The following is a 19,984-nucleotide window of genomic DNA, read 5'->3' as shown; positions in this document are numbered from 1 at the left end:
GTTGAGAGGACTGTTCTTGAGATATGTAAAGAGAATTGCTTCCGCGGTTTTCCAACCCGTCCCGGTGAGCCGTAACAGGGCCATGGGGATATCGGAAAGGCTTGCCGCCCTCACCACGCTTTCTTCCTCCCTCGAATATCTGCACCAGCGTAAACAGCTGGAATCCGGCGGACTCAACGACTGGGAGATCATGCGGGAGAGCCCGGAGTCCAAGAACCCGGCACTTCGCAAACTCACCGACATGGTCAGCGGCCGCAGGACCACCGTCGCCCTGCACGCCGCCCGCGCCGCGGTCAGCGTCGGGCTCCTGCTGCCCGGCAACAGCCGGTGGCGCGGCGCGGGGAACCTCTTCCTGAGCGGCACCACGGGCCTGCTGCAGGCCCGCCACCGCTACGGCACCGACGGCTCGGACCAGGTGGCGACCCTGGTGCAGAGCGCGACCGGACTGGCCCGGCTCTCCCGGACACCGCAGACCCAGGACGCACTGCTGTGGTACGTCGCGATGCAGGCCACCCTCTCCTACGGCGTCTCGGGCTGGGTCAAGCTCGTGGGCGACAAGTGGCGTACGGGCGAGGCGCTGCCCGGCGTCATGCGCACACGCACCTACGGCTCCGAGAGCGCTTATCGCCTGACCCAGAAGCACCCCAGGACCGCGAAGTACGTCCAGCACGGCGTTCTGGCCCTGGAGTGCCTCTTCCCCCTGGTGTACGCGGCGCGCGGACGCCTGACGCGGCCCGTGCTGGCCGCCGCCGGAAGCTTCCACGTCACCAACGCCTTCGTGATGGGCCTCGGGCGGTTCATGACCGCCTTCACCTCCATGCACCCGATGGTCGCCTACACCACGGCCCCGCTCTCGCACCCGGCCGTCGCCGGACGCGACGACCGGGCGGTCAAGGCAGCGGGCCTCCTGCTCGCCGCGGGCATCGCCCTGAGCGCCGCCCTCGCGGCCCAGCGCCGCTGTGCGGTCCTGGAGGGCTGGCCCACGTCCCGCACGGTCACCACCCGGCACGGCAACGAGTTGCAGTACGAGACCGGAGGCCGCGACGACGCCGACACCCCCGTCCTGGTGTTCTGCGCCGGCCTGTCCTCGACCTCGGAGCACTTCGCCTGGATCACCGAGCAGTTCGCCTACGACTCCGAGCACGCCGTGGTGGCCTACGCCCGCTCCGGATACGCGGGAAGCCGCCGGCACAGCACGAGTCCCTACACACTGAGCGAGTCGGTCGACGACCTCGAAGACCTCGTCCGGCAGGTGGTGCCGCACAACCGCAAGGTCATCCTGGTCGGCCACTCGCTGGGCGGCGAACTGATCCGCCGGGTCTCGCCCCGGCTCGCCGACCGTGTCGCCGGTCTGGTCTACCTCGATCCCGCGCACCCCGCCGAACTCCAGCGCTCGCAGCGCCAGAGCGTGGGCGCCAAGGACCTGCGCGAGACCATCGCGCACGCCACCCGCTACCTCACGCTGGGCACCGGCGTGGTGATGAGCCGCCCCGAGTGGGTGGACAAACTGCCCGCCCGCTACCGCGACAAGGTGTTCGCCCAGTACACCGACGCGCGGCTGTGGAAGGCCGCCAAACGCGAATGGGCGGCGGTGGAGGAGGACTTCCGCTCCTTCGAGGGGGACATCGACCCCATCACCGCCCCCGGTCTGGTCATCGCCGCCCAGCAGACGGTCGACCAGGACCCCGACCAGCTCCTGCTCTACAACGAGCTCGTCCAGGCCCACCGAGGCCCGGGACAGGGCGGCCTCAAGGTCGTCGAGGAAGCGGACCACGACTCGCTCCTGACCGACGCCCGCTTCGCGCACAAGGCCGCGGCACTCATGGCCGACTTCCTGACCGGGGTATCCGACGCCGCCACCGCCGCCGACAGCGCCACCCACCCCACCGCGCAGGCAGGAGCCGAGCAGTGAACCCGACGGCCCTCCTCAAGGACACCTTCACCGGACCGGGTTCCCTGGCCCGCTGGGCGGGCGCGGCGGCGCTGATCACCACGGTCGCCGCCCAGCACCCGCACCCCGCCTTCAACCGGGCGATATCCAAAGACGTCTTCTCGCAGATACCGAACTGGAAGTTCTTCGCGCCCAACCCCGCGGTGCACGACTTCCACTACGTGTACCGGACCCTGGACCTCGCCGGCGAGACCAGCGAGTGGACAGAGATCGAGATGATCGAGCCGCGCAAGGTGCACCAGGCCTTCTGGTTCGCCACGCGCCGCCCCGAGAAAGCGGTCTTCGACCTCTGCACGGCCATCCTGCAGCGGGCCACCCGCTCGGGCATCACCGGAATCCAGAGCAACTCCTCCTACCGCGTGCTCGCCGAGTTCATCCGCAGGAGGATCCGCGAAGGAGAGCCGGACCCGGCCAAGGTCAAGGGCTTCCAGTTCGGCGTGGTGCGCGCCTCGGGCCACGACACCACCGAGGCCCCCGAGACCCTGTTCGTCTCGCCGTACACGCCCATGCAGCCGGACGACCGCCCGCACCTCACCGCGGCCGCCTGACAGCGGGGAGCCGCCCCGCCCGTCCCACACCGCGCCGGCCCGCCCGGCACCCCACCCTGGAGAGCGTTGTGACCCTTCCCCCCACTCCGGCCGAGGACTTCGTCGGATACCTGCGGTCCTACACGGCGGAAGCCTTCGACAAGAACCTGCCGCCCGAGGACGTATGGGACCGCTACCACGTCCCCGACGCCCCGCACGTGGTCAACCACGAGCACCGCGACCGCCAGGAGTCCCTGAAGAACCTGTCCGCGTGGCGGGCCGACCAGACGCCCTACGAACTGCGCATCCACGAGGCGGTCGTGGACGGCAACCGGGCCGCCGCCCGCTACACCGTGAGCCGGTCCCTGCTGATGCAGGTGCGCCACACCACCGAAGTCGTCATCTTCGCCGACCTGGCCGACGACGGCCGCGTCGGACCCACCGTCTCCACCGCCCGCATGACCTACGGCTGGGGCCGCCCCGAAGGCGAGACCCGGGACAGCGACGCCCGCCCCGCGCCCGCCACCCCCGCCGCCGTGAGCGCCGACCCGGCCGCCTACCTCACCGACTTCGCCCGGCTGAGCAGCGACGGCGGCACCTCGCTCCAGGACGCCTACGACAGCTACCACACCCCCGACGCCGTGCAGTACATCAACGGCGAAGCCATGCAGCGCCCGGCGATCCTGCAATCACTCGAAGCGAGCCGCAAGGAAGGCCTCGCCTACCGCCTGGACATCCACACGTCCCTGAGCGAGGCAGGCCGCTTCGCCGCCCGCTACACCATGGTGCCCGTCGAAGGCCGCCGCGGCCTCGGGGACCTGGAGGTCTTCAGCTTCGGTGAGTTCGCCGACGACGGGCGCGTACGCCTGCTGCGCTCCGTGATGCAGACCGGCAGCGGCTACTGGCCGACCTGATCACCGTCTGCTCCAGACACCGGCGCGGTCGCCGCGTGGGCCGCGGCGACCGCGCCCATTCCCACAGACCAGTGAGGACCGAGCACCATGAACAGCACCGTCGACGACATCGGCTACGGCACGCAGTTCGCGGCCTGGTACGACCGGCTCTTCCCCATGGGCGCCGAAGCGACCGCCGCCGCGGACGTCCTTGGCCGGCTGCACCCCGACCCCTCGGCCGGCACCCTCGAATTCGGTGTCGGCACCGGGCGCATCGCCATCCCGCTCTCCGGGAAGGTCGGCGCGATCACCGGCGTGGACTCCTCCACCGAGATGCTCGACCTGCTGGCCGCGGCACCCGGCGCCGCCGACGTCACCGGCGTACGCGCGAACATCCGCGACTACACCGAAGCCCGCCACTACGGGCTGGTGTACGCGGTGTGCGGCACCCTGTCCATGCTGCTCACCCCCGACGACCAGCAGGCAGCGATCCACCGGGCGGCCGAGCGCCTGGTGCCCGGCGGCCGCCTGGTGATCGAGACGGGCAACCGGCCCGCGGTGGAGGCCATCCACGAGGGCCTGGCCCGCACCACCCTGTTCACCCCCTACCCCGAGCCCGGCACCGGACTGCAGACCCACTCCACGCTCCCGCCCGGCTCCGACCTGTGGCAGTGCTCCCACATCTGGTACGAGTCCGACGGCAGCACCCGGGTGGGCAACGAACTCTCCCGGCTGACCACCCCCGAAGAGGTCGACGCCTACGCCCGCACTGCCGGGCTCACCCCCGAGGCGCACTACAGCAGTTGGGACCTCGCGCCGTACACCGAGCAGTACCCGATGTTCCTTGCGACCTACACCAAGACCGCATGAACATCCGCGACATCGTCCGCGGCCAGCGCCTGCTCCTGGGCATCGGCGCCCTGCTCGGTCTGGCGGGCACCGCGGCCACGCTCCTGCAGCCGCTCCTGATCGGCGACCTGATCGAAGCGGTCGCCGCCGACCGGTCGGTGGCGGGGCCCATCGCGATCATCGCCGCGCTGTTCGCCGCCGATGCCCTGCTTGCCGCCACCCACGCCTATCTCATCGGCCGCGCCGGAGAGAACATCGTCTTCGACATGCGCACGACCCTCACCGGCCGGCTCCTGCATTCCCGGCTGCGCGCGTTCCACCGGCTCGAGCACGGTGATGTGTTCACCCGGACCGTCGCCGACACCTCCATCGCCCGCATCGCCCTGTCCTCGTCCGTCGCGCAGATGCTCACCGCCGGGTTCACCAGCATCGGCTGCATCGCCGTCATGGCCTGGATCGACTGGAAGATGCTCCTGGTCACCGCCGGCTGCCTGGGCGTCGCGTCGGCCGCGGCCCTGGGATTGGCCCGCGCCGTGCGCACCGCGGCCCTGGCCAACCGCGAGGACACCAGTCACTTCGGCTCGGGCCTGCTGCGTGTGCTGAGCGCGCTGACCACGGTCAAGGCCTCGCGTGCCGAGCAGCGGGAGGCCGAGCGGCTGCGGGCGCTGGCCGACGACGCCCGGGGCAGCGGCATCCGGGTGACGCGCCTTTCGGCCATGCTGATGCCCGCGATGAACGTCGGCACCCAGGTGTCCCTCGCCGTCGTCATCACCTGGGGCATGGCCCGCACCGCCACCGGGTCCCTGCCGATCCAGGACCTCACCGCGTTCATCATGTACCTCTTCTATCTGGTGTCCCCGCTGGTTGTGCTGTTCATGGCCCTCGGCGAACTCCAGCAGGGCAGGGCCGCCATCGACCGGGTCAGGGATCTGGCGTACATCGACCAGGAAACCTCCGCGCGCGAGACCCCCCGCACCGGCGGGGACGCGGCCCTCTCCATCGCGTTCGACGACGTCTCCTTCGCCTACACGGACGACACCGCCCCCGTCCTGTACGGGATCTCCTTCGAACTTCCGCGCACCGGCGTGACGGCCGTCGTCGGCCCCTCCGGCGCGGGCAAGACCACGCTGTTCCAGCTCATCGAGCGGTTCCACGACCCGCACCGGGGCACGATCCGCATCGCGGGCACCGACGTCGCCGCGCTGCCCCTGGCCGATCTGCGCTCCCGGATCGGCCTGGTGGAACAGGACGCCCCGCTGATGCGCGGCACCATCCGCGAAAACCTCACCTACGCCTGCCCCGACGCCACGCCCGCCCAGATGGCCGACGCGGTGCGCGACGCCCACCTCACCGAGGTCGTCGACGCCCTCCCGCAGGGCATGGACACCGAACTGGGCGAATCCGGCACCGGCCTGTCCGGCGGCCAGCGCCAGCGCCTGGCCATCGCGCGCGCCCTGCTCACTTCACCCGACGTGCTGCTCCTGGACGAGGCCACGGCGAACCTGGACTCGGACTCCGAGACGGCGCTGCGCAACGCCATCAGCACCATCGGCGCACGCTGCCAGGTGATCACCATCGCGCACCGCATCTCCACGACCATCGGGGCCGACCGCATCCTGGTCCTGGAGAACGGCCGGCTGCGCGCCGGCGGCACGCACGCCGAGCTGATGGAGCGCGACACCACCTACCGGCGCCTGGCCAGTCAGCAACTCGCCCCCGCCGGGGGGCAGTGAACGCTCAGCGTTCGTCCGCCGCATCGCCGGGCCGGCGGCGGGACGAGGCGAAGGCGATGCCGGCGACACCGCCGACGCCGATGCCCGAGATGAGGCCGACGGCGAAATTGTCGAACACCGTCAGACCGAAGATGATGCCCGCGGACAGACCGAACAGGACGCCGAGCGAGATCGCGTTCGCCGTCGTCCTCGTGCTGCCGCCTTCGTTGCTTTCCATACGGTCATTGTGCCTTCGCCCGCGCGACGACGGGGCGGGGCGTCTCGGCGACGACGGCCCGGCGCAGCTGTTCCGGCTTCGGCGGGAGCAGGCCGGTCAGGTCGTAGCGGGCCCGGCCGCGGCGGTAGCTGGTGATCAGGCCGTTCTCTTCGAGGGGCAGCCCGGCCGGGCGGAGGGTGGCCAGGCCGTCGTCGTCGAGCAGGCCGCTGTGGTTGGGGCGCAGGCTCACCCACAGTTTGCTGGTGCCGTGGGCCCGTTCGACCAGGTCTGTGCGCAGCGGCAGCCACCGCTCCAGCGCGGCCCGGCTCAGCGAGGTCAGGGCGAACCAGTCGCCTTGCGCGGGCTGGCTGCTGCCGTGCTGCGGGCGGCGTTCGATGTACACCGCGCGGTTGTCGGGGGTGAGGTGGGTCAGGCGCAGTGCGACCAGTTCGCCGGAGCGCGGGGCCGCGTCGAGGATGAGGGCGAGTACCGCGGTGAGGCGGATGCGGCCCGGCGGCAGATGGCCGCTGCCGAGATCCTTGTCGAGTTGGTTGCGCAGGGCTGCCAGGTCGCCGAACTCCGGTGTGGGCTGCAGCGTCAATCCGCCGCCGGCCAGCCGCAGCGGCGGCAGGCCGATCGACTCGCGCAGCACGTCGACGCACTGCCTGCGGATCTCGTTGGTCGGCTCCGACGTGGGCGGCCGCGCGCCCTTGACCAGCCTGGCCCGCAGGACGCCGGACTCCGCGATGCGCAGATACGGGCCGAGCGCTTCGCGTTCCAGGAGCCGGCGCAGCGAGCGCCGGGCGCCCACGGGCAGCGCGTCGCGCGACAGGGCCCGCAGCAGTTCGCCGCGGACCATGCCGAACTGCCGGCGGCGGGCCTCGCCGACGGCCAGGTCGTCGAGGAGCCTGTCCAATGCGGTGATCGAGCTGTACTCCGGCACCCGCCGATTCTCGCCCACGCGGGCGCCGGCGGGTGCCGAACGGCGCAGCCTGCGGTGTCAGGTCGACCAGATGACCCGGCCGTTGTGCACGATGACGACCTTGCCGTCGGCCCGCAGGACCAGCTGGGCGCCCTCGTGGCCGTGGCTCTTGGAGGCCCAGATGGGGCGGTCGTCGCCGTTGTGGATGACGAGGTTGCCGTCCTGCTGGAAGATCGCCCGGTGGTTCTCGCCGAAGGTCATGGCCGCCCAGATGGGCTTGCCCTTCTCGTTGTAGACGACGAGGTTGCCGTCGGTCTGCATGACCATGCGGATGCGGTTGGTGGTCCAGGCCTGCTTGACCTCGAGGACGCTGGGTGCCGAGACGGTCTCGGTGCTCCAGTCCGGCTTCGGGGCCGCCTTGGGCTTGGGCTTGGACTCGGGCTTCTTCTCGGGTGACTTGCTCGGGCTCGGCTGCGGGGGCGGCACGGCGGCCTTGGGGACCGGGGCCTTGGCCTTCTCGGTCTTCTTCGGCTTCTTCTCGGACGGCGACGCACTGGGCTTCTTGGCCTTGTAGTCGGCCGCGGGGCCGGAGTTCGGGTTCAGGACGGTGTCGCCCGCGGACAGCTTCTTGCCGTCGTCCGGGGGGCCGTCGTCCCGCGCGCTGCCGACCAGCAGCAGGGGTATCGCGATCAGGGCGGCCCCGGCGATCGCGGCCCCGGCCAGGACCGGCTTGCGGGGGCGTCCCGTGTCCACGCCGGTGCCGGACTTGACGCCGGGGGGCGCCGCGAGGGCCGCCGCCACGGCGACGCGCCCCTCGGGGGCTTCGGTCTTGCCGTCGGGCGCGGCGGGAGCTTCGGGGGCGGCGGTGGCTTCGGGAGTGGCGGTGGCTTCGGGGGTGGCTTTCGTCTCCGGTGCCGGGGGAGCGGCCTTTGCTCCTGGTCCTCCGGCTTCTTCCGGTTCTGCCGCCTCTTCCGGTGCGGTGGGGGTGGCCTTCCCGTCCGGGGCGGAGGCGGTGGTCTTCGCCTCCGGTGCGGCGGGGGCGGCCTCTTCGCCGGGCGCGGTGGCGGCTGTCTCGTTGTCCGGGGCGGGGGAGTTGGCCGGCTTTCCGGACTCTTCCGTGGGGGTGGCGGCGGTCTCCGCGTTCGCGCCGGGGGTGCGGTGCTGGGGGGACATGCGGTACTCCTCGGGGGGCGGAGCTGTCGGGGTGAGTACGGGGCCGCGTGGCGGGCCGGGCCGGTCGAGCGCCGGTCACCACACGGGTGTTGGGCGGGAGCCGCGCCGGAATGAGCCGGTGGGGCTCGGTACTTGATGCCGGTCGCCGTGTGGTCAGCCGCGGCGGCGGCCGCAGGCCGGTCCGACGCATCCGGGCTGCGAGGTCTTCCCGTACGGCCCTGGCCCGGTCGCCCGGCCGGAACGCACTGCACGTCGGCGTGGCCGACAGCGTGCCCAACTTAGCCCGTCACGGGGGCCACGGCCGCCCCTCCCGCCACAACGGCCCTTTCGCTTTGTCCCCTCACGCCTCACTGCTCCCGGAAAGTTCCCCACTCGGGCATCAAACGGGCACGTCTGAGCCCCAAACGGATCTTCCCCGGCGGCCAACGGGAGGGACACGTGTGGCATTCTGTTGACTCCCGGACGTGATCAGTGTCGGCGTGCGCGCCTGTTGTCCGGCGCCCAACGATGCGTACGGACCGAAGAGTTCAGGTGAAGATGCGGCCCGGAGAACGGCAAGAGGGCAGGCGTGATGCCGTCGGGCCCGTGACGTCCGACGGGCCGGGCCAGGCCGCCGCAGCCGCCGCCCCCGTGGACGGGGCCTCCGAAGCCACCGTCGCGGCGCGCACATCCGAAGCCGACGTCACGCCCGACATACCCGAGGCCGTGCGAGCCGCAGCCCGCCGGGCGCCGGGGCACTGGATCGGCGTGGTCGACCCGGAGTGGACCGACGAACGGACCCCACCGGAGTGGGCGGTGCTCGGGGAATGGCAGTCCGACGAGAGCGGCGGCGTGGGCGACTACCGCGCCAACCCCGCCTACCGGCCGTCGGCCGGCGTCCTCGGCTGGCCGGAGCCCACCGACCCGGTGGACGCGGCGGCGCAGCGGGCCGCCACCGGCTACGGCTCGGTGGACGAGGCCCTCGCGGCGCTCGCCACGGCGGAGATCACGGTGCTGCGCGCACCGGACGGCGGTCCGCTCACGGCGGCCGGGCGGGACGGGGCCCCGGTTGTGCTTTCGTTCACCTCACCGGCACACGAGTTCACGTCCGCGGCACTTGCACATGACATGCTCCCGGCGCGGGAGCTGGCCCGTACGCTGAGCGGTTCGGGCACGTGGCTGTCGGTCAATGCCGGAGCCGCAGCCCCCTTGCTCGTACCCGCGGACAGTCTTCTCGGCCCCGCGGACGGGCCGGGGGCCGAGGAGACTCCCGCAGCGGACGCCGCGGACTCCCCTGAACCCCCACCCCACACCACAGGGAGGACCTCGTGACGAGTTCGCCCCAGCAGCCCCCCAAGCCCCAGCGGGCCGAGACCGGTTCGGACGGCGAAGAGACGACGACCGCGGCGGCCACGGCCGCCGCCGAGCCGGAGTCGAAGCCGAAGAGCGAACCGGACTCGAAGAGCGAACCGGCGTCGAAGAGCGAGCCGGAGGCGAAGACCGAGTCCGCGGAGCCGGAGGCGAAGCCCGCGGCCGAATCCGGCGAGGCGGCTGCCAAGAACGAGAGCGAGGCCGAGCCCGGGGCCGGGCCCGAAGCCGCCGAGGCCGGCGAACCCGCCGCCGGGAGCGACGCCAAGTCCGGTACGGATCCCGAGGCCGACCCCGGCGCCGCGGCCGCGGCCAAGAGCCGGCTGCCCGCGCTCGTACGGACCGTGTCCGCGACCGCGATCGGCAAGCCGCAGCCGAAGGCCGGGCCGGTGGGCCGGCCGGGCAGGGCGGTGCTCGCCGGAGCCGCGGTCGCCGGAGCGCTGCTGGTGTCGGTGCCGCTCCTGACGCTCGGCGGAGACGACGACAAGGACCGCAAGACGTCCGCGTCGTCGGCGGGAACCGTACTCGGCGGTGACGAGCAGGAGGCACCGGGCGAGTTCGCACAGACCACGCCCGACACCGGCTCCAAGGACGACGAGAAGAAGGCCGACGAGTCCGACAAGCCGAAGAAGCCGGCCAAGGAAGCCGCCGTGCCCGCTCCGGAGAAGGACGACGGCGAGAAGGACAAGTCCGAGGACGACGGCAAGAAGACCCAGACGGAGAAGCAGCGCAGCGAGAAGAAGTCCGACGGGAAGAAGGACACGCCCAAGAAGGGCGCTCCCGGACTGACCCTCAGTGCCCCCGTCTCCTTCCGCAGCCACCTCTCGAACCGCTGCATCGACGTACCGGGCAGCGATTTCAGCGACGGCAAGCAGCTGCACATGTGGGACTGCAACGGCGCCCCGGCGCAGAAGTTCCAGTTCGCCTCCGACGGCACCATCCGCATCCAGGGCAAGTGTCTGGACGTGGCCAACGCGAACTTCAACGACCGTACGGCCATCCAGATCGCCTGGTGCAACGGCGCGGACGCCCAGAAGTTCGCGCTGAACGCCGCCCACGACCTGGTCAATACCGTGGTCGGCAAATGCGTCGACATCAACGGCAGCAACCGCGAGAACCGTGCTCCCCTGGAGCTGTGGGGCTGCACCGGCAGGGACAACCAGAAGTGGAGCGTCTGACCGGACGCCCCGGACCGGGAGCACACCACTCCCGGCGCCCGCCCGTCGGCCGGGGCGAGGCATGATGGCACCGTCGGCTCGCCGACACGCGCCCCCGGGTGAGGGGCGCCCCGTTGCAGAGGCCGCCATGGCAAGGAGGTTGGTGCGTGTCGCGCCAGGTACTGACGGTCGGTCCGGGCAGCCAGGACCGCTACCGGACGATCGGTGAGGCACTCGCTGCCGCCCGGATCGGCGCGCTCATCAGCGTCCGGCCCGGTACGTATGCGGAGAACCTCGTGATCCACACCCGGGTCACCCTCACCGCCGCCGAAGGGCGGGGCACCGTGGAGATCCGGCCGCGCTCGGGCAGCGTGCTCGCGCTGCGCGCCGACGCGGTGATGCTCTCCGAACTGACGCTGCGCGGCGGCGACGCGGAGCAGCCGGCCGTGGACGTGCGGCGCGGGCAGGCCGCACTCGACGGCTGCGAGATCGTGGGCGCCGCCTGGACCGCGATGCTGGCCGGGGGCACCGGCTCGCTCGCGCTGCGGGACTGCCGGGTGAGCAACCCGCAGGGCGCGGGCATCGTGGTCACCTCGACCACGCCCACCACCGTGGAGTCCTGCAACTTCGAACACCTGGGCACCAGCGGCCTGGTCCTCGCGGAGGAGGGCGACGCGCGCGTGCGCGGCTGCACGGTGCGCGGCGCCCGCGGCAACGGCCTGCTGGCCAACGGCGAGGCGCGCGGCACGGTCGAGGACTGCGACTTCTCCTCCACCGACAAACCCTCCATCGCCCTGGAGGAGAACTCCGCCCTCACGGTGGTGCGCACCGTCGTGCACGACACCAGCACCGGCGTGCATCTGAGCAGCGCGGGCCGTACGACGCTGGAGGACGTCCGGGTGACCGGCGCGTCCGGCAACGGGATCGCGCTGGCCGGGGGCAGCGACCCGGTGCTGCGCCGCTGCCGGGTCTCGCGCACCCGCGGCCACGGCGTGCTGGTCACCGACCGGGCGCGCGGCACCTTCGAGGACTGCTGGGTGGACGGCGCGCAGGGCGCGGCGCTGCGGGTCGCCGGGGGCGCGTCCCCGGCGCTGACCGGCCTCACGGTCCGCGACTGCGACGCGACCGCGCTGCTCCTGGAGGAGGACTCGGCGCCCGAGCTGGACCGCCTCGAGGTGATCGGCGGCTCGCCCGCGGTCGCGATCCGCAGCGGCGCCAACCCGCTGCTGCGCCGGGCCCGTCTGGTGGAGCCGGCCGGTGACGGCATCGCGGCCGCCAAGGACGCCCGCGGCCGTGCCGAGGACTGCGAGGTCGTCCGGCCGAAGGGCGCGGGCGTACGCGTGGCCTCCGGCAGCACCCTGTACCTGGCGGGCGGCGGAGTCTCCGACACGGACACCGGCGGCCTGGTCGTGGAGGACGGCGGCAACGTCACCGTCCGCGACTTCCGCGTGGAGATATCCGGCGAGGAAGGGGTGGTCGTCGCCGCGGGCGGCGAGCTGACCGCCAACCGCACCACGGTGCACGCCGCGAAGAGCCACGGCTTCCTGCTCCGCGAGGGCGCGCTGGCCTCGCTCAGCGGCTGCGAGGTCTCCGGCGGCGAACAGGACGGCTTCCGGGTGGAGTCCACCGCGCCGATCTCCCTGGTCAACTGCCTCGCCCGGGAGAACGCGGGCGGCGGCCTGGTGCAGACCGCGCCGGGCGAGCGCCTCGCCGTGGAGGGTCTCAGCAGCGTCGGCAACGGCAAGCGGGACGCCTGGGGCACCGGCAGCGCGGAGAACACCGACCCGGCGGGATCCGGCTCGGGGGACGCGCCGCCGCCGGACCGCGAGGACGGCCCGCTCGGCGCCCTGAACGCGCTGATCGGCCTGGAGAACGTCAAGCAGCAGGTGGGCACCCTGGTCAACCTGACCCAGCTCGCCCAGCGCCGCGAACAACTGGGCATGTCGGCGCCGCCGATGAGCCGGCACCTGATCTTCGCCGGGCCGCCCGGCACCGGCAAGACCACCGTCGCCCGCCTCTACGGCGCGATCCTGGCCGAACTGGGCTCGCTGCGCAGCGGGCACCTGGTGGAGGTCTCCCGCGCCGACCTGGTCGCACAGGTCGTGGGCGGTACCGCCATCAAGACCACCGAGACCTTCCAGCGCGCGCTCGGCGGTGTGCTGTTCGTCGACGAGGCGTACACGCTGACCGCAGACAGCGGCAACGGCGGCGCCGACTTCGGCCGCGAGGCGGTGGACACCCTGCTCAAGCTCATGGAGGACCACCGCGACGACGTGGTGGTGGTCGCGGCCGGCTACTCCCGCGAGATGGACTCCTTCCTCGGCTCCAACCCGGGCCTGGCATCGCGCTTCTCGCGGACCGTCGAGTTCGAGAACTACTCGGTGCCCGAGCTGGTCGCGATCATGGAGAACATGTGCTCCCAGCACCAGTACGAGCTGGGCGAGGGCACCGCCGACGCGCTGGCCGCACACTTCGAGGCGATGCCGCGCGACGCGGGCTTCGGCAACGGCCGTGCCGCGCGCGGGGTGTTCGAGGAGATGGTGGACAGACAGGCGGTACGGCTCGCCACCCTGTCGCAGGTCAACGAGAGCGACCTGCGGCTGCTGCTGCCCGAGGACGTCTCCGTCGCCGCCGCGGCCAAGGGCGCCGAGAGCGCGGCCCCGGCCGATGACCCGCTGACGCGCCTGGGCGACATGGTCGGCCTTGCCGAGGTCAAGCGCGAAGTCGCGGACCTGGTCAACCTCATCACCACCGCCCGCCACCGCGCCGCCGCCGGACTTCCGGTGCCCTCGCTCAGCAACCACCTGGTCTTCACCGGGCCGCCCGGCACCGGCAAGACCACCGTCGCCCGCCTCTACGGGGAGATCCTGACCCAGCTGGGCATCCTGGACCGGGGCCAGCTGATCGAGGCGGCCCGCGCCGACCTGGTCGGCCGCTACATCGGCCACACCGCCCAGCTCACCCGCGAGGTCTTCGAACGGGCCCGCGGCGGCGTGCTGTTCATCGACGAGGCCTACACCCTCACCCCGGCGGGCGGCGGCGCCGACTTCGGCCAGGAGGCGGTGGACACCCTGCTCAAGCTCATGGAGGACCACCGCGACGAGGTGGTCGTCATCGTCGCCGGCTACACCGACGAGATGGAACGCTTCCTCGCCTCCAACCCCGGCCTCTCCTCCCGCTTCCCGCGCCGGATCGGCTTCTCCGACTACTCCTCGGAGGAACTGGTCACCATCGTGCGTGCGCAGGCCGCGGGCATGGGCTACGAATGCGGTCCCGGCACCGGGCCGCTGCTCAGGGAGTACTTCGACTCGCTGCCGCGGGACCGCTCCTTCGGCAACGCACGCCTGGCCCGCCAGGTGGTCGAGTCGATGGTCACCCGCCAGGCCGGACGGCTCAGTTCACTGGCCGCACCCACCCTGGACGACCTTCGGATCCTCGTCCCCGAAGACGTCGTGTCCGCGGCACCGAAGGCGGCCCCCCGATGAAGCCGCCCGCCCGCCCGGGCGCCCGCCTGCTGACCGGCGCGGGCCTCGCCGCGGCCCTGCTGCTGACCGTGTCCGCCCCGGCCCCGGCGGCCCCCTTCTCGCGGCCGCCTGCGGCCGACGGGAAGAAGGGCCAGGAACTGCCCGGCATGCCCTCCGCGCTCGACACCGATGCCGGGAACGCGCCCTGCACGCCCGCGTCGCACGAGAAGGCCGAGAAACAGGACTGGTCGCGCCAGCGCCTCGACCTGGACCGGCTGCACAAGTACGGCACCGGCGAGGGGGTGACCGTCGCCCTGATCGGCACCGGCGTCGCCCCGGGCGCCGCCGGGCTCAAGGGCCGGGTCACCGCCGCGGGCAGCGCCGGTGACGACTGCGTGGGCCACGGCACGTTCCTGGCCGGGCTCATCGCCGGGAACGGCGGGGGCAGCCCGCGCCTGGCGGGAGTCGCACCCGGCGCGGAGATCCTGGCCCTGCGCGGCACCGGCCCACGCGGCCAGGCAAGCGCCGATTTGGTCGTACGGGCGCTGCGCGAGGCGACCGAGGCGCGCGCCGGAGTCATCGCGATCGCGGTGGCCCTGCCGCGCCGTGACAAGGAGTTGACCCGCGCCGTCGCCGAGGCCCGGCGCGCTGGCGCCGTGGTGATCGCGGCCGCCACCCCGGATCCGACCGGGCGCGGCGTCGAGGAGGTGCCGCCCCGCACCTACTGGCCCGCCGGTGAACCCGGCGTCCTCTCGGTGGCCGACATGCTCCCCGCAGGCGTCCGCCCGGACGGCGCCCTGCCCACCGGCGGCATCGACCTGGCCGCACCCGGCGCCGGAGTGGTCTCCGGGGGACCGCGCGGCGACGGCCACTATCTCGGCGCCGGAGCCTCGGTGGCCGCCGCCCAGGCCGCCGGCGCGGCCGCGGTGGTCCGCGCCGCGCACCCCGACGAGTCGGCCGGGGCCGTCGCGCGCCGCCTGACCGCCAACGCCTACCCCGCGGACATCCCCCAGCTGGATGCCTACGCCGCCCTCACCACGGTGCCGGGCAAGACCGGTGCCGCCGGCGGCGCCAAGCGTGCCGCGGACGCGGTGACCGTGCGCGACACCTCCGACGCCGACCGGGCGACGGGCCGCGCGACCCTCCTCGTGCTGCTGGGCACCGCCGCCGTACTCGCCGTCCTGTGGGGCGCTTTCGCGCTGCCCCGGGCCCGCGGGCGCGGCTGGCGCCCGGCGGAAGCGGGCGGACCGGCCAAGGACTGAGCCACGGGCCGGGCAAGGGCCAAGGACAGAGCGCAACGCAAAGCGGGGGCCACCAGGAGTGGCCCCCGCTTCCCGTTGCGCTCAGCTGCTCTGGCCCGCGGCCTCCTCCACCAGCGCCGTCTGGATCAGGCGCTCGCGGCGGCGGGCGATGTGCAGGGCACGGCCCGGCGGGAGGTTGCGGGGCTTCGCGTTGCCGAACAGGCGGCCCTCGGTGGGCGGGCAGGACAGCAGCACGGCCGGGTTGTTGGCCTCGTCCAGGCGGCGCAGCAGAGCGTCGCTCAGGCCGCGTCCGGCGCCCATGGCGCTGCGGGCGACCACGATGTGCAGGCCTGTCTCGAAGCCCAGGGCCAGATGCTCGAAGAGGGGCTCGAAGGGACTCTGGAAGCCGTTGCCGGAGACCATGTCGTAGTCGTCGACCAGGATGAACAGGCGCGGCCCCGTCCACCAGTCGCACTGGCGCATGCGGGCCGGGGCGATGTCGGCGCCCGGCACCCGGGTCTTGATGGCGCGGGCCGCGCCGTCGACGGTCTCCTTGAGGTTGTCCAGGGAGATCACGTGCCCGATGCGGTACTCCTCGGGGATGGTGTCCACCAGGGTGCGCCGGTAGTCCACCGCGATGATCTTCGCTTCGTTGGGTGCGTAGCGGGCGGTGATGCCCGCGGTGATGCCGCGCAGCAGGTTGGTCTTGCCGCTCTCGGTGTCACCGACCACGATCAGGTGCGGGGTGCGGCTGAAGTCGTGCCAGACCGGCTCCAGGGCGTCCTGGTCGATGCCGAGCGGCAGGCGCATGCCGCCGCCCTCGGTGGCCTCGGGCGCGGGGAGTTCGGCCAGCGGCAGACGGTGCGGCAGCATCCGTACCTGCGGGGCACGGGCGCCCGGCCAGTGCCGGGACACCTCGGCGACCAGATGGGCGACACCGTCGCCCAGATCCTCCAGGGAGCCGCTCCCGTCGATGCGGGGCAGCCCCGCAAGGAAGTGCATCTTGCTGTCCGCGGTGATGCCGCGGCCGCCGCTGCGCGGCACCGAGCGCGCCTTGCGGGTGTCGATCTCGGAGTCCATCGGATCACCCATCCGCAGTTCCAGGCGGGTGGCGGACTGGTCACGCACCTGGGCGGAGAGCTCCACCCAGCGGGTGGTGGTGATGAGCAGGTGGATGCCGTAGTTGAGGCCGCGGGCGGCGAGTTCGTTGAACTTGGGGATCAGGTCGTCGTAGTCCTGGCGGACCGTGGACCAGCCGTCGACCACCATGAACACGTCACCGAAGGGCTCGTCGGGGAATTCTCCCGCGGCCCGGCGCCGCCGGTAGGACTGCATGGAGTCCAGGGTGTGGTCGACGAAGAACTGCTCGCGGCGGGCAAGCAGCGTCATCACCTCGGCGACGGCCCGGTAGACCCGCTCCGGGTTGAGCCGCGCCGCGACCCCGCCGACGTGCGGAAGACCGGCGAGCTGCGAGAGCCCGCCGCCGCCGAAGTCCAGGCAGTAGAACTGGACCTCGGCGGGGGTGTGGGTCAGGGCGAGGGCGCCGATCAGGGTGCGGGCCACGGTGGACTTGCCGCTCTGCGAACCGCCCGCGACGGCGATATGGCCGCCGGCCCCGGACAGGTCCACGACCAGCGGGTCGCGGCGCTGCTCGAAGGGCTTGTCCACCAGGCCGACCGGGACCCGCAGCTTGCCGGTGCCGGGCCAGTTGCCCGCACTCAGGCCGCGCTCGGGGTCGGGGGCGACGCCGGACAGCAGGTCGTCCAGCGGCGAGGGCTCGGCGAGCGGCGGCAGCCACACCCGGTGCGCGGCCGGACCGGCGTCGCGCAGCCGGTCGAGGGCCACGTCGAGCAGGGTCTCCTCGGGGCCGTTCTCCTCGGCCTCCGGCTCCGGCTCCGGCGCGGCCTCCAGGGTGCGCGGCACCACCCAGCCGCTGGTCCAGGGCACCACCTGGCTGGCCACCCGGGCCTGTACGACCGCGCCGGTGCGCCGGGCGTAGGTGCCGGAGGAGTAGGCGGCCCGGAAGCGGGTCAGGGCCTCCACGCCGGACTTCAGGAAGCCGCTGCCGGGCTGGGCGGGCAACTGGTAGGCGTCCGGCACGCCCAGGACGCCCCGGCTCTCCATCGCCGAGAAGGTGCGCAGACCGATGCGGTACGAGAGGTGGCTCTCCAGCTGGTGCATGCGGCCCTCGTCCAGGCGCTGCGAGGCCAGCAGGAGGTGCACGCCCAGGGAGCGGCCGAGGCGGCCGATCATCACGAACAGGTCCATGAACTCGCGGTGCGCGGAGAGCAGTTCGCTGAACTCGTCGACCACCACGAACAGGCTGGGCAGCGGGGCGAGGCCGGCCCCGGCGGCGCGGGCGCGCTCGTACTCCAGGGCGGAGGTGTAGTTGCCGGCCGAGCGCAGCAGTTCCTGGCGGCGCATGAGTTCGCCGTGCAGGGCGTCCTGCATGCGCTCCACCAGGGCGACCTCGTCGGCGAGGTTGGTGATGACGGCGGAGGTGTGGGGGAGTTCCTCCAGGCCCAGGAAGGTGGCGCCGCCCTTGAAGTCGACCAGGATGAAGTTGAGGGTCTCCGAGGAGTTGGTCAGGGCCAGGCCCAGGACGAGGGTGCGCAGGAGTTCGCTCTTGCCGGAGCCGGTGGCGCCGATGAGCATGCCGTGCGGGCCCATGCCTCCCTGCGCGGACTCCTTGATGTCGAGTTCCACCGGGCGGCCGTCCACGCCCACCGCGATCGGCACCCGAAGGCGGGCGGCGCCGGTGTTGCGCGCGAAGAGGGCCTGCGGGTCGTGCCGGTGCAGGTCGGGAATGCCGAGCAGGGTGGTCAGTTCGACGTCGGAGTCCAGGGGCTGCGCGATGTCGCTGCCCAGGCTGATGCGGCGGCTGGTGAGCAGCCGGGCCAGTGACTCGGCGCCGTGCGGGCCGAGGCGGTCGGGCCGGCCGAGCGGTACGGAGCGCTCCTTGCGGCTGCGGTCGGTGCGCACCAGGCTGACCTGGTCGGGGCCCGCGGTCAGCCGCAGCGTGTTGCGGCCGGGGCGCCAGCGCAGCGCGCCGGAGACGTCCAGGATCAGGGCGTTGCGGTATCCGTGTCCCTCCCAGCGGTGGCCCTCGGGGACGCTCACGCCGTCCAGGACGACGACCGTGTAGGGCTCGTCGCGGCCGGGGCGGGCGTCGGGGTCGAAGCCGGGGCGCTCGGCGAACTCGGCGCCAAGCAGGTCGTCGAGCTCGGTGAGGTCGGCGGTGATCCGCCGTACCTGTCCCGCGCCGTCCTCCTCGTAGGGGTGCAGGGTGTGCGGCAGCCACTTGGCCCACTCCCAGTCGGGGCGGCGCTCGTCGCTGACGCAGAAGGCGATCCACAGCTCCTCGGGCGCGTGGAACACCGCGAGCTGGCCGAGCATGGCGCGGACCAGGGCGCGTACCGCCTCGGTGCCTGCGGTCTGTCCGGCGCTCTCCTCGGTGGTTTCCTCGGCGTCTTCCTCGGCGCGGAGCAGGACCCTGGCGGAGGAGCGCAGGTAGAGGCCCAGGGGCTGGCCGGGGATCGTGGAGTAGGCGCGGATGAAGCGGCGCAGGGCGTGCGCGCAGAGGGGTTCGAGGTCCTCCACCGGGCGGGTGGAGACCGGGTTGAGGGCGAGGGCGAGCTGCTGTTCGCCCACCGCGAGACGTATCTCACCGAAGTCCTCGTCGCCGGGGCGGCGTTCCCACAGCCGTGAGGTGCGGGCCAGGGAGCGCAGCGAGGCGGGCTCCGGGTGGCGCCAGGCCAGGGCCCGCTGCTGCTCGGCGATGGTGGCCCGGACCCGCTTGCGGGTCTGGGCGAGGTAGCGGAGGTAGTCGCGGCGCTCGCCCTTCAGGCGCTGCTTGCGCTCGCTGGACTTGCGCATGAGCTGGCCCAGGAGCATCGCACCGGCGGAGAGCGCCATGACGCCCATCGCCAGATACATGAAGACGCCGTTCCCGCCGCCGGGGCGCAGGAACATCAGCATCATCGACACCGACATGAGCGCCATCGGGAGATAAGTCCATATGGCCGAGGTGTCCGGAACTGTCTCGGAGAGGACCGGCGGTTCCTGAAGGGTCAATTGTCCCTCGGGCATCTCCGGCCCGCGCCTGCGGGCCGGACGGCGAAACAGCACCACACTCAAGGAACAGAACCTCCGCTTTACTGGCTTTCAGGCCCGCAGCGAATACCGGGGCGCTCGGGGACGGGAATGACCGCACCATGCTGATTCTCCGGGACCCGCATGACGCGGTGAACGCCGGGTGAATGGTTCGGGAGGATAGCGGGGGAGAGGCAACTCCCGTGACGGACAACGGGGAGAGGCAACTCCGGTGATGGGCAACTCTCTTCCGGTCTCTTCCGGACAATGCGTCCGGACCGCAGCACGACCCGGTGGGCGTAGGCAGTAGTCTGCATTCACGGAACGTGCCCTGTCCACGCGGGGAGGTGTTCGCGGTTCGCGCGGACACAATTCTCTTGTCCGGCACCCATGTTCCCGGCCGCGCGGGTCTTCCGTACTATTCGCGCGTCCTCACTCA

General features: G+C 72.5%; 13 protein-coding genes. 9 read left to right on the top strand and 4 right to left on the bottom strand.

All coding sequences use genetic code 11. The features are described from left to right. Positions 1–64 precede the first annotated feature (64 nt). The 5 genes from ACQKIP_RS17285 (at position 65) to ACQKIP_RS17265 (ending at position 5,953) form a co-directional block, all read left to right on the top strand. Entirely contained in the window at positions 65–1,912 is a 1,848-nt protein-coding gene (locus ACQKIP_RS17285; RefSeq protein ID WP_365854906.1) for an alpha/beta fold hydrolase, read from the top strand. Further along, the gene (locus tag ACQKIP_RS17280) at positions 1,909–2,499 is read left to right on the top strand and encodes a hypothetical protein (RefSeq protein WP_365854903.1); all 591 of its coding nucleotides are present in this window, start codon (positions 1,909–1,911) and stop codon (positions 2,497–2,499) included. Before ACQKIP_RS17285 ends, ACQKIP_RS17280 begins: the two co-directional genes overlap by 4 nt. A 68-nt stretch (positions 2,500–2,567) precedes the next feature. Then, positions 2,568–3,392, top strand: coding sequence for a nuclear transport factor 2 family protein (locus ACQKIP_RS17275; RefSeq protein WP_365854901.1), 825 nt, complete (start codon positions 2,568–2,570; stop codon positions 3,390–3,392). Positions 3,393–3,479: 87 nt separating this feature from the next. Continuing rightward, positions 3,480–4,241: a class I SAM-dependent DNA methyltransferase gene (locus tag ACQKIP_RS17270; RefSeq protein ID WP_365854899.1), complete on the top strand. Its 762-nt coding sequence runs from the start codon at positions 3,480–3,482 to the stop codon at positions 4,239–4,241. After that, positions 4,238–5,953, top strand: coding sequence for an ABC transporter ATP-binding protein (locus tag ACQKIP_RS17265; protein ID WP_365854897.1), 1,716 nt, complete (start codon positions 4,238–4,240; stop codon positions 5,951–5,953). The genes ACQKIP_RS17270 and ACQKIP_RS17265 overlap by 4 nt, the downstream gene beginning before the upstream one ends. A gap of 4 nt (positions 5,954–5,957) precedes the next feature. Here ACQKIP_RS17265 and ACQKIP_RS17260 read toward each other — a convergent pair whose 3' ends face one another. The 3 genes from ACQKIP_RS17260 to ACQKIP_RS17250 are packed head-to-tail and all read right to left on the bottom strand — an operon-like array spanning position 5,958 to position 8,244. Then, positions 5,958–6,170, bottom strand: coding sequence for a hypothetical protein (locus tag ACQKIP_RS17260; RefSeq protein WP_365854895.1), 213 nt, complete (start codon positions 6,168–6,170; stop codon positions 5,958–5,960). Between the two features lie 4 nt (positions 6,171–6,174). Further along, entirely contained in the window at positions 6,175–7,092 is a 918-nt protein-coding gene (locus tag ACQKIP_RS17255) for a hypothetical protein (protein ID WP_365854893.1), read from the bottom strand. Positions 7,093–7,149: 57 nt separating this feature from the next. Beyond that, the gene (locus tag ACQKIP_RS17250) at positions 7,150–8,244 is read right to left on the bottom strand and encodes a mannose-binding protein (protein WP_365854891.1); all 1,095 of its coding nucleotides are present in this window, start codon (positions 8,242–8,244) and stop codon (positions 7,150–7,152) included. 537 nt (positions 8,245–8,781) lie between these two features. Here ACQKIP_RS17250 and ACQKIP_RS17245 point away from each other — a divergent pair. The 4 genes from ACQKIP_RS17245 (at position 8,782) to ACQKIP_RS17230 (ending at position 15,474) form a co-directional block, all read left to right on the top strand. Next, positions 8,782–9,555, top strand: a complete 774-nt coding sequence (locus ACQKIP_RS17245) for a type VII secretion system-associated protein (RefSeq protein WP_427743357.1) — start codon at positions 8,782–8,784, stop codon at positions 9,553–9,555. Continuing rightward, entirely contained in the window at positions 9,552–10,769 is a 1,218-nt protein-coding gene (locus tag ACQKIP_RS17240) for a ricin-type beta-trefoil lectin domain protein (protein ID WP_365854889.1), read from the top strand. Before ACQKIP_RS17245 ends, ACQKIP_RS17240 begins: the two co-directional genes overlap by 4 nt. Positions 10,770–10,915: 146 nt before the next feature. Continuing rightward, on the top strand, positions 10,916–14,233 hold the full coding sequence (locus ACQKIP_RS17235; protein ID WP_365854887.1) for a right-handed parallel beta-helix repeat-containing protein: 3,318 nt from the start codon (positions 10,916–10,918) through the stop codon (positions 14,231–14,233). Then, positions 14,230–15,474, top strand: a complete 1,245-nt coding sequence (locus tag ACQKIP_RS17230) for a S8 family serine peptidase (protein ID WP_365854885.1) — start codon at positions 14,230–14,232, stop codon at positions 15,472–15,474. The genes ACQKIP_RS17235 and ACQKIP_RS17230 overlap by 4 nt, the downstream gene beginning before the upstream one ends. 81 nt (positions 15,475–15,555) lie before the next feature. Here the strand turns inward: ACQKIP_RS17230 and eccCa are convergent, their stop codons facing one another. Next, positions 15,556–19,542: a type VII secretion protein EccCa gene (gene eccCa, locus ACQKIP_RS17225; RefSeq protein ID WP_365854882.1), complete on the bottom strand. Its 3,987-nt coding sequence runs from the start codon at positions 19,540–19,542 to the stop codon at positions 15,556–15,558. Positions 19,543–19,984 lie beyond the last annotated feature (442 nt).

Origin of the sequence: Streptomyces sp. NPDC059900, assembly GCF_050270335.1 — a bacterium.
Classification (GTDB): domain Bacteria; phylum Actinomycetota; class Actinomycetes; order Streptomycetales; family Streptomycetaceae; genus Streptomyces.
Note: the sequence above shows the minus strand (reverse complement) of the source record. Positions and strands in the feature narration are given on the sequence as shown.

Coding starts and splice junctions, on each gene's coding strand:
- ACQKIP_RS17270 (WP_365854899.1), top strand. CDS start 3,480: ATGAACAGCACCGTCGACGACATCGGCTACGGCACGCAGTTCGCGGCC.
- ACQKIP_RS17265 (WP_365854897.1), top strand. CDS start 4,238: ATGAACATCCGCGACATCGTCCGCGGCCAGCGCCTGCTCCTGGGCATC.
- ACQKIP_RS17260 (WP_365854895.1), bottom strand. CDS start 6,170: ATGGAAAGCAACGAAGGCGGCAGCACGAGGACGACGGCGAACGCGATC.
- ACQKIP_RS17250 (WP_365854891.1), bottom strand. CDS start 8,244: ATGTCCCCCCAGCACCGCACCCCCGGCGCGAACGCGGAGACCGCCGCC.
- ACQKIP_RS17245 (WP_427743357.1), top strand. CDS start 8,782: ATGCGGCCCGGAGAACGGCAAGAGGGCAGGCGTGATGCCGTCGGGCCC.
- ACQKIP_RS17230 (WP_365854885.1), top strand. CDS start 14,230: ATGAAGCCGCCCGCCCGCCCGGGCGCCCGCCTGCTGACCGGCGCGGGC.
- eccCa (WP_365854882.1), bottom strand. CDS start 19,542: ATGCCCGAGGGACAATTGACCCTTCAGGAACCGCCGGTCCTCTCCGAG.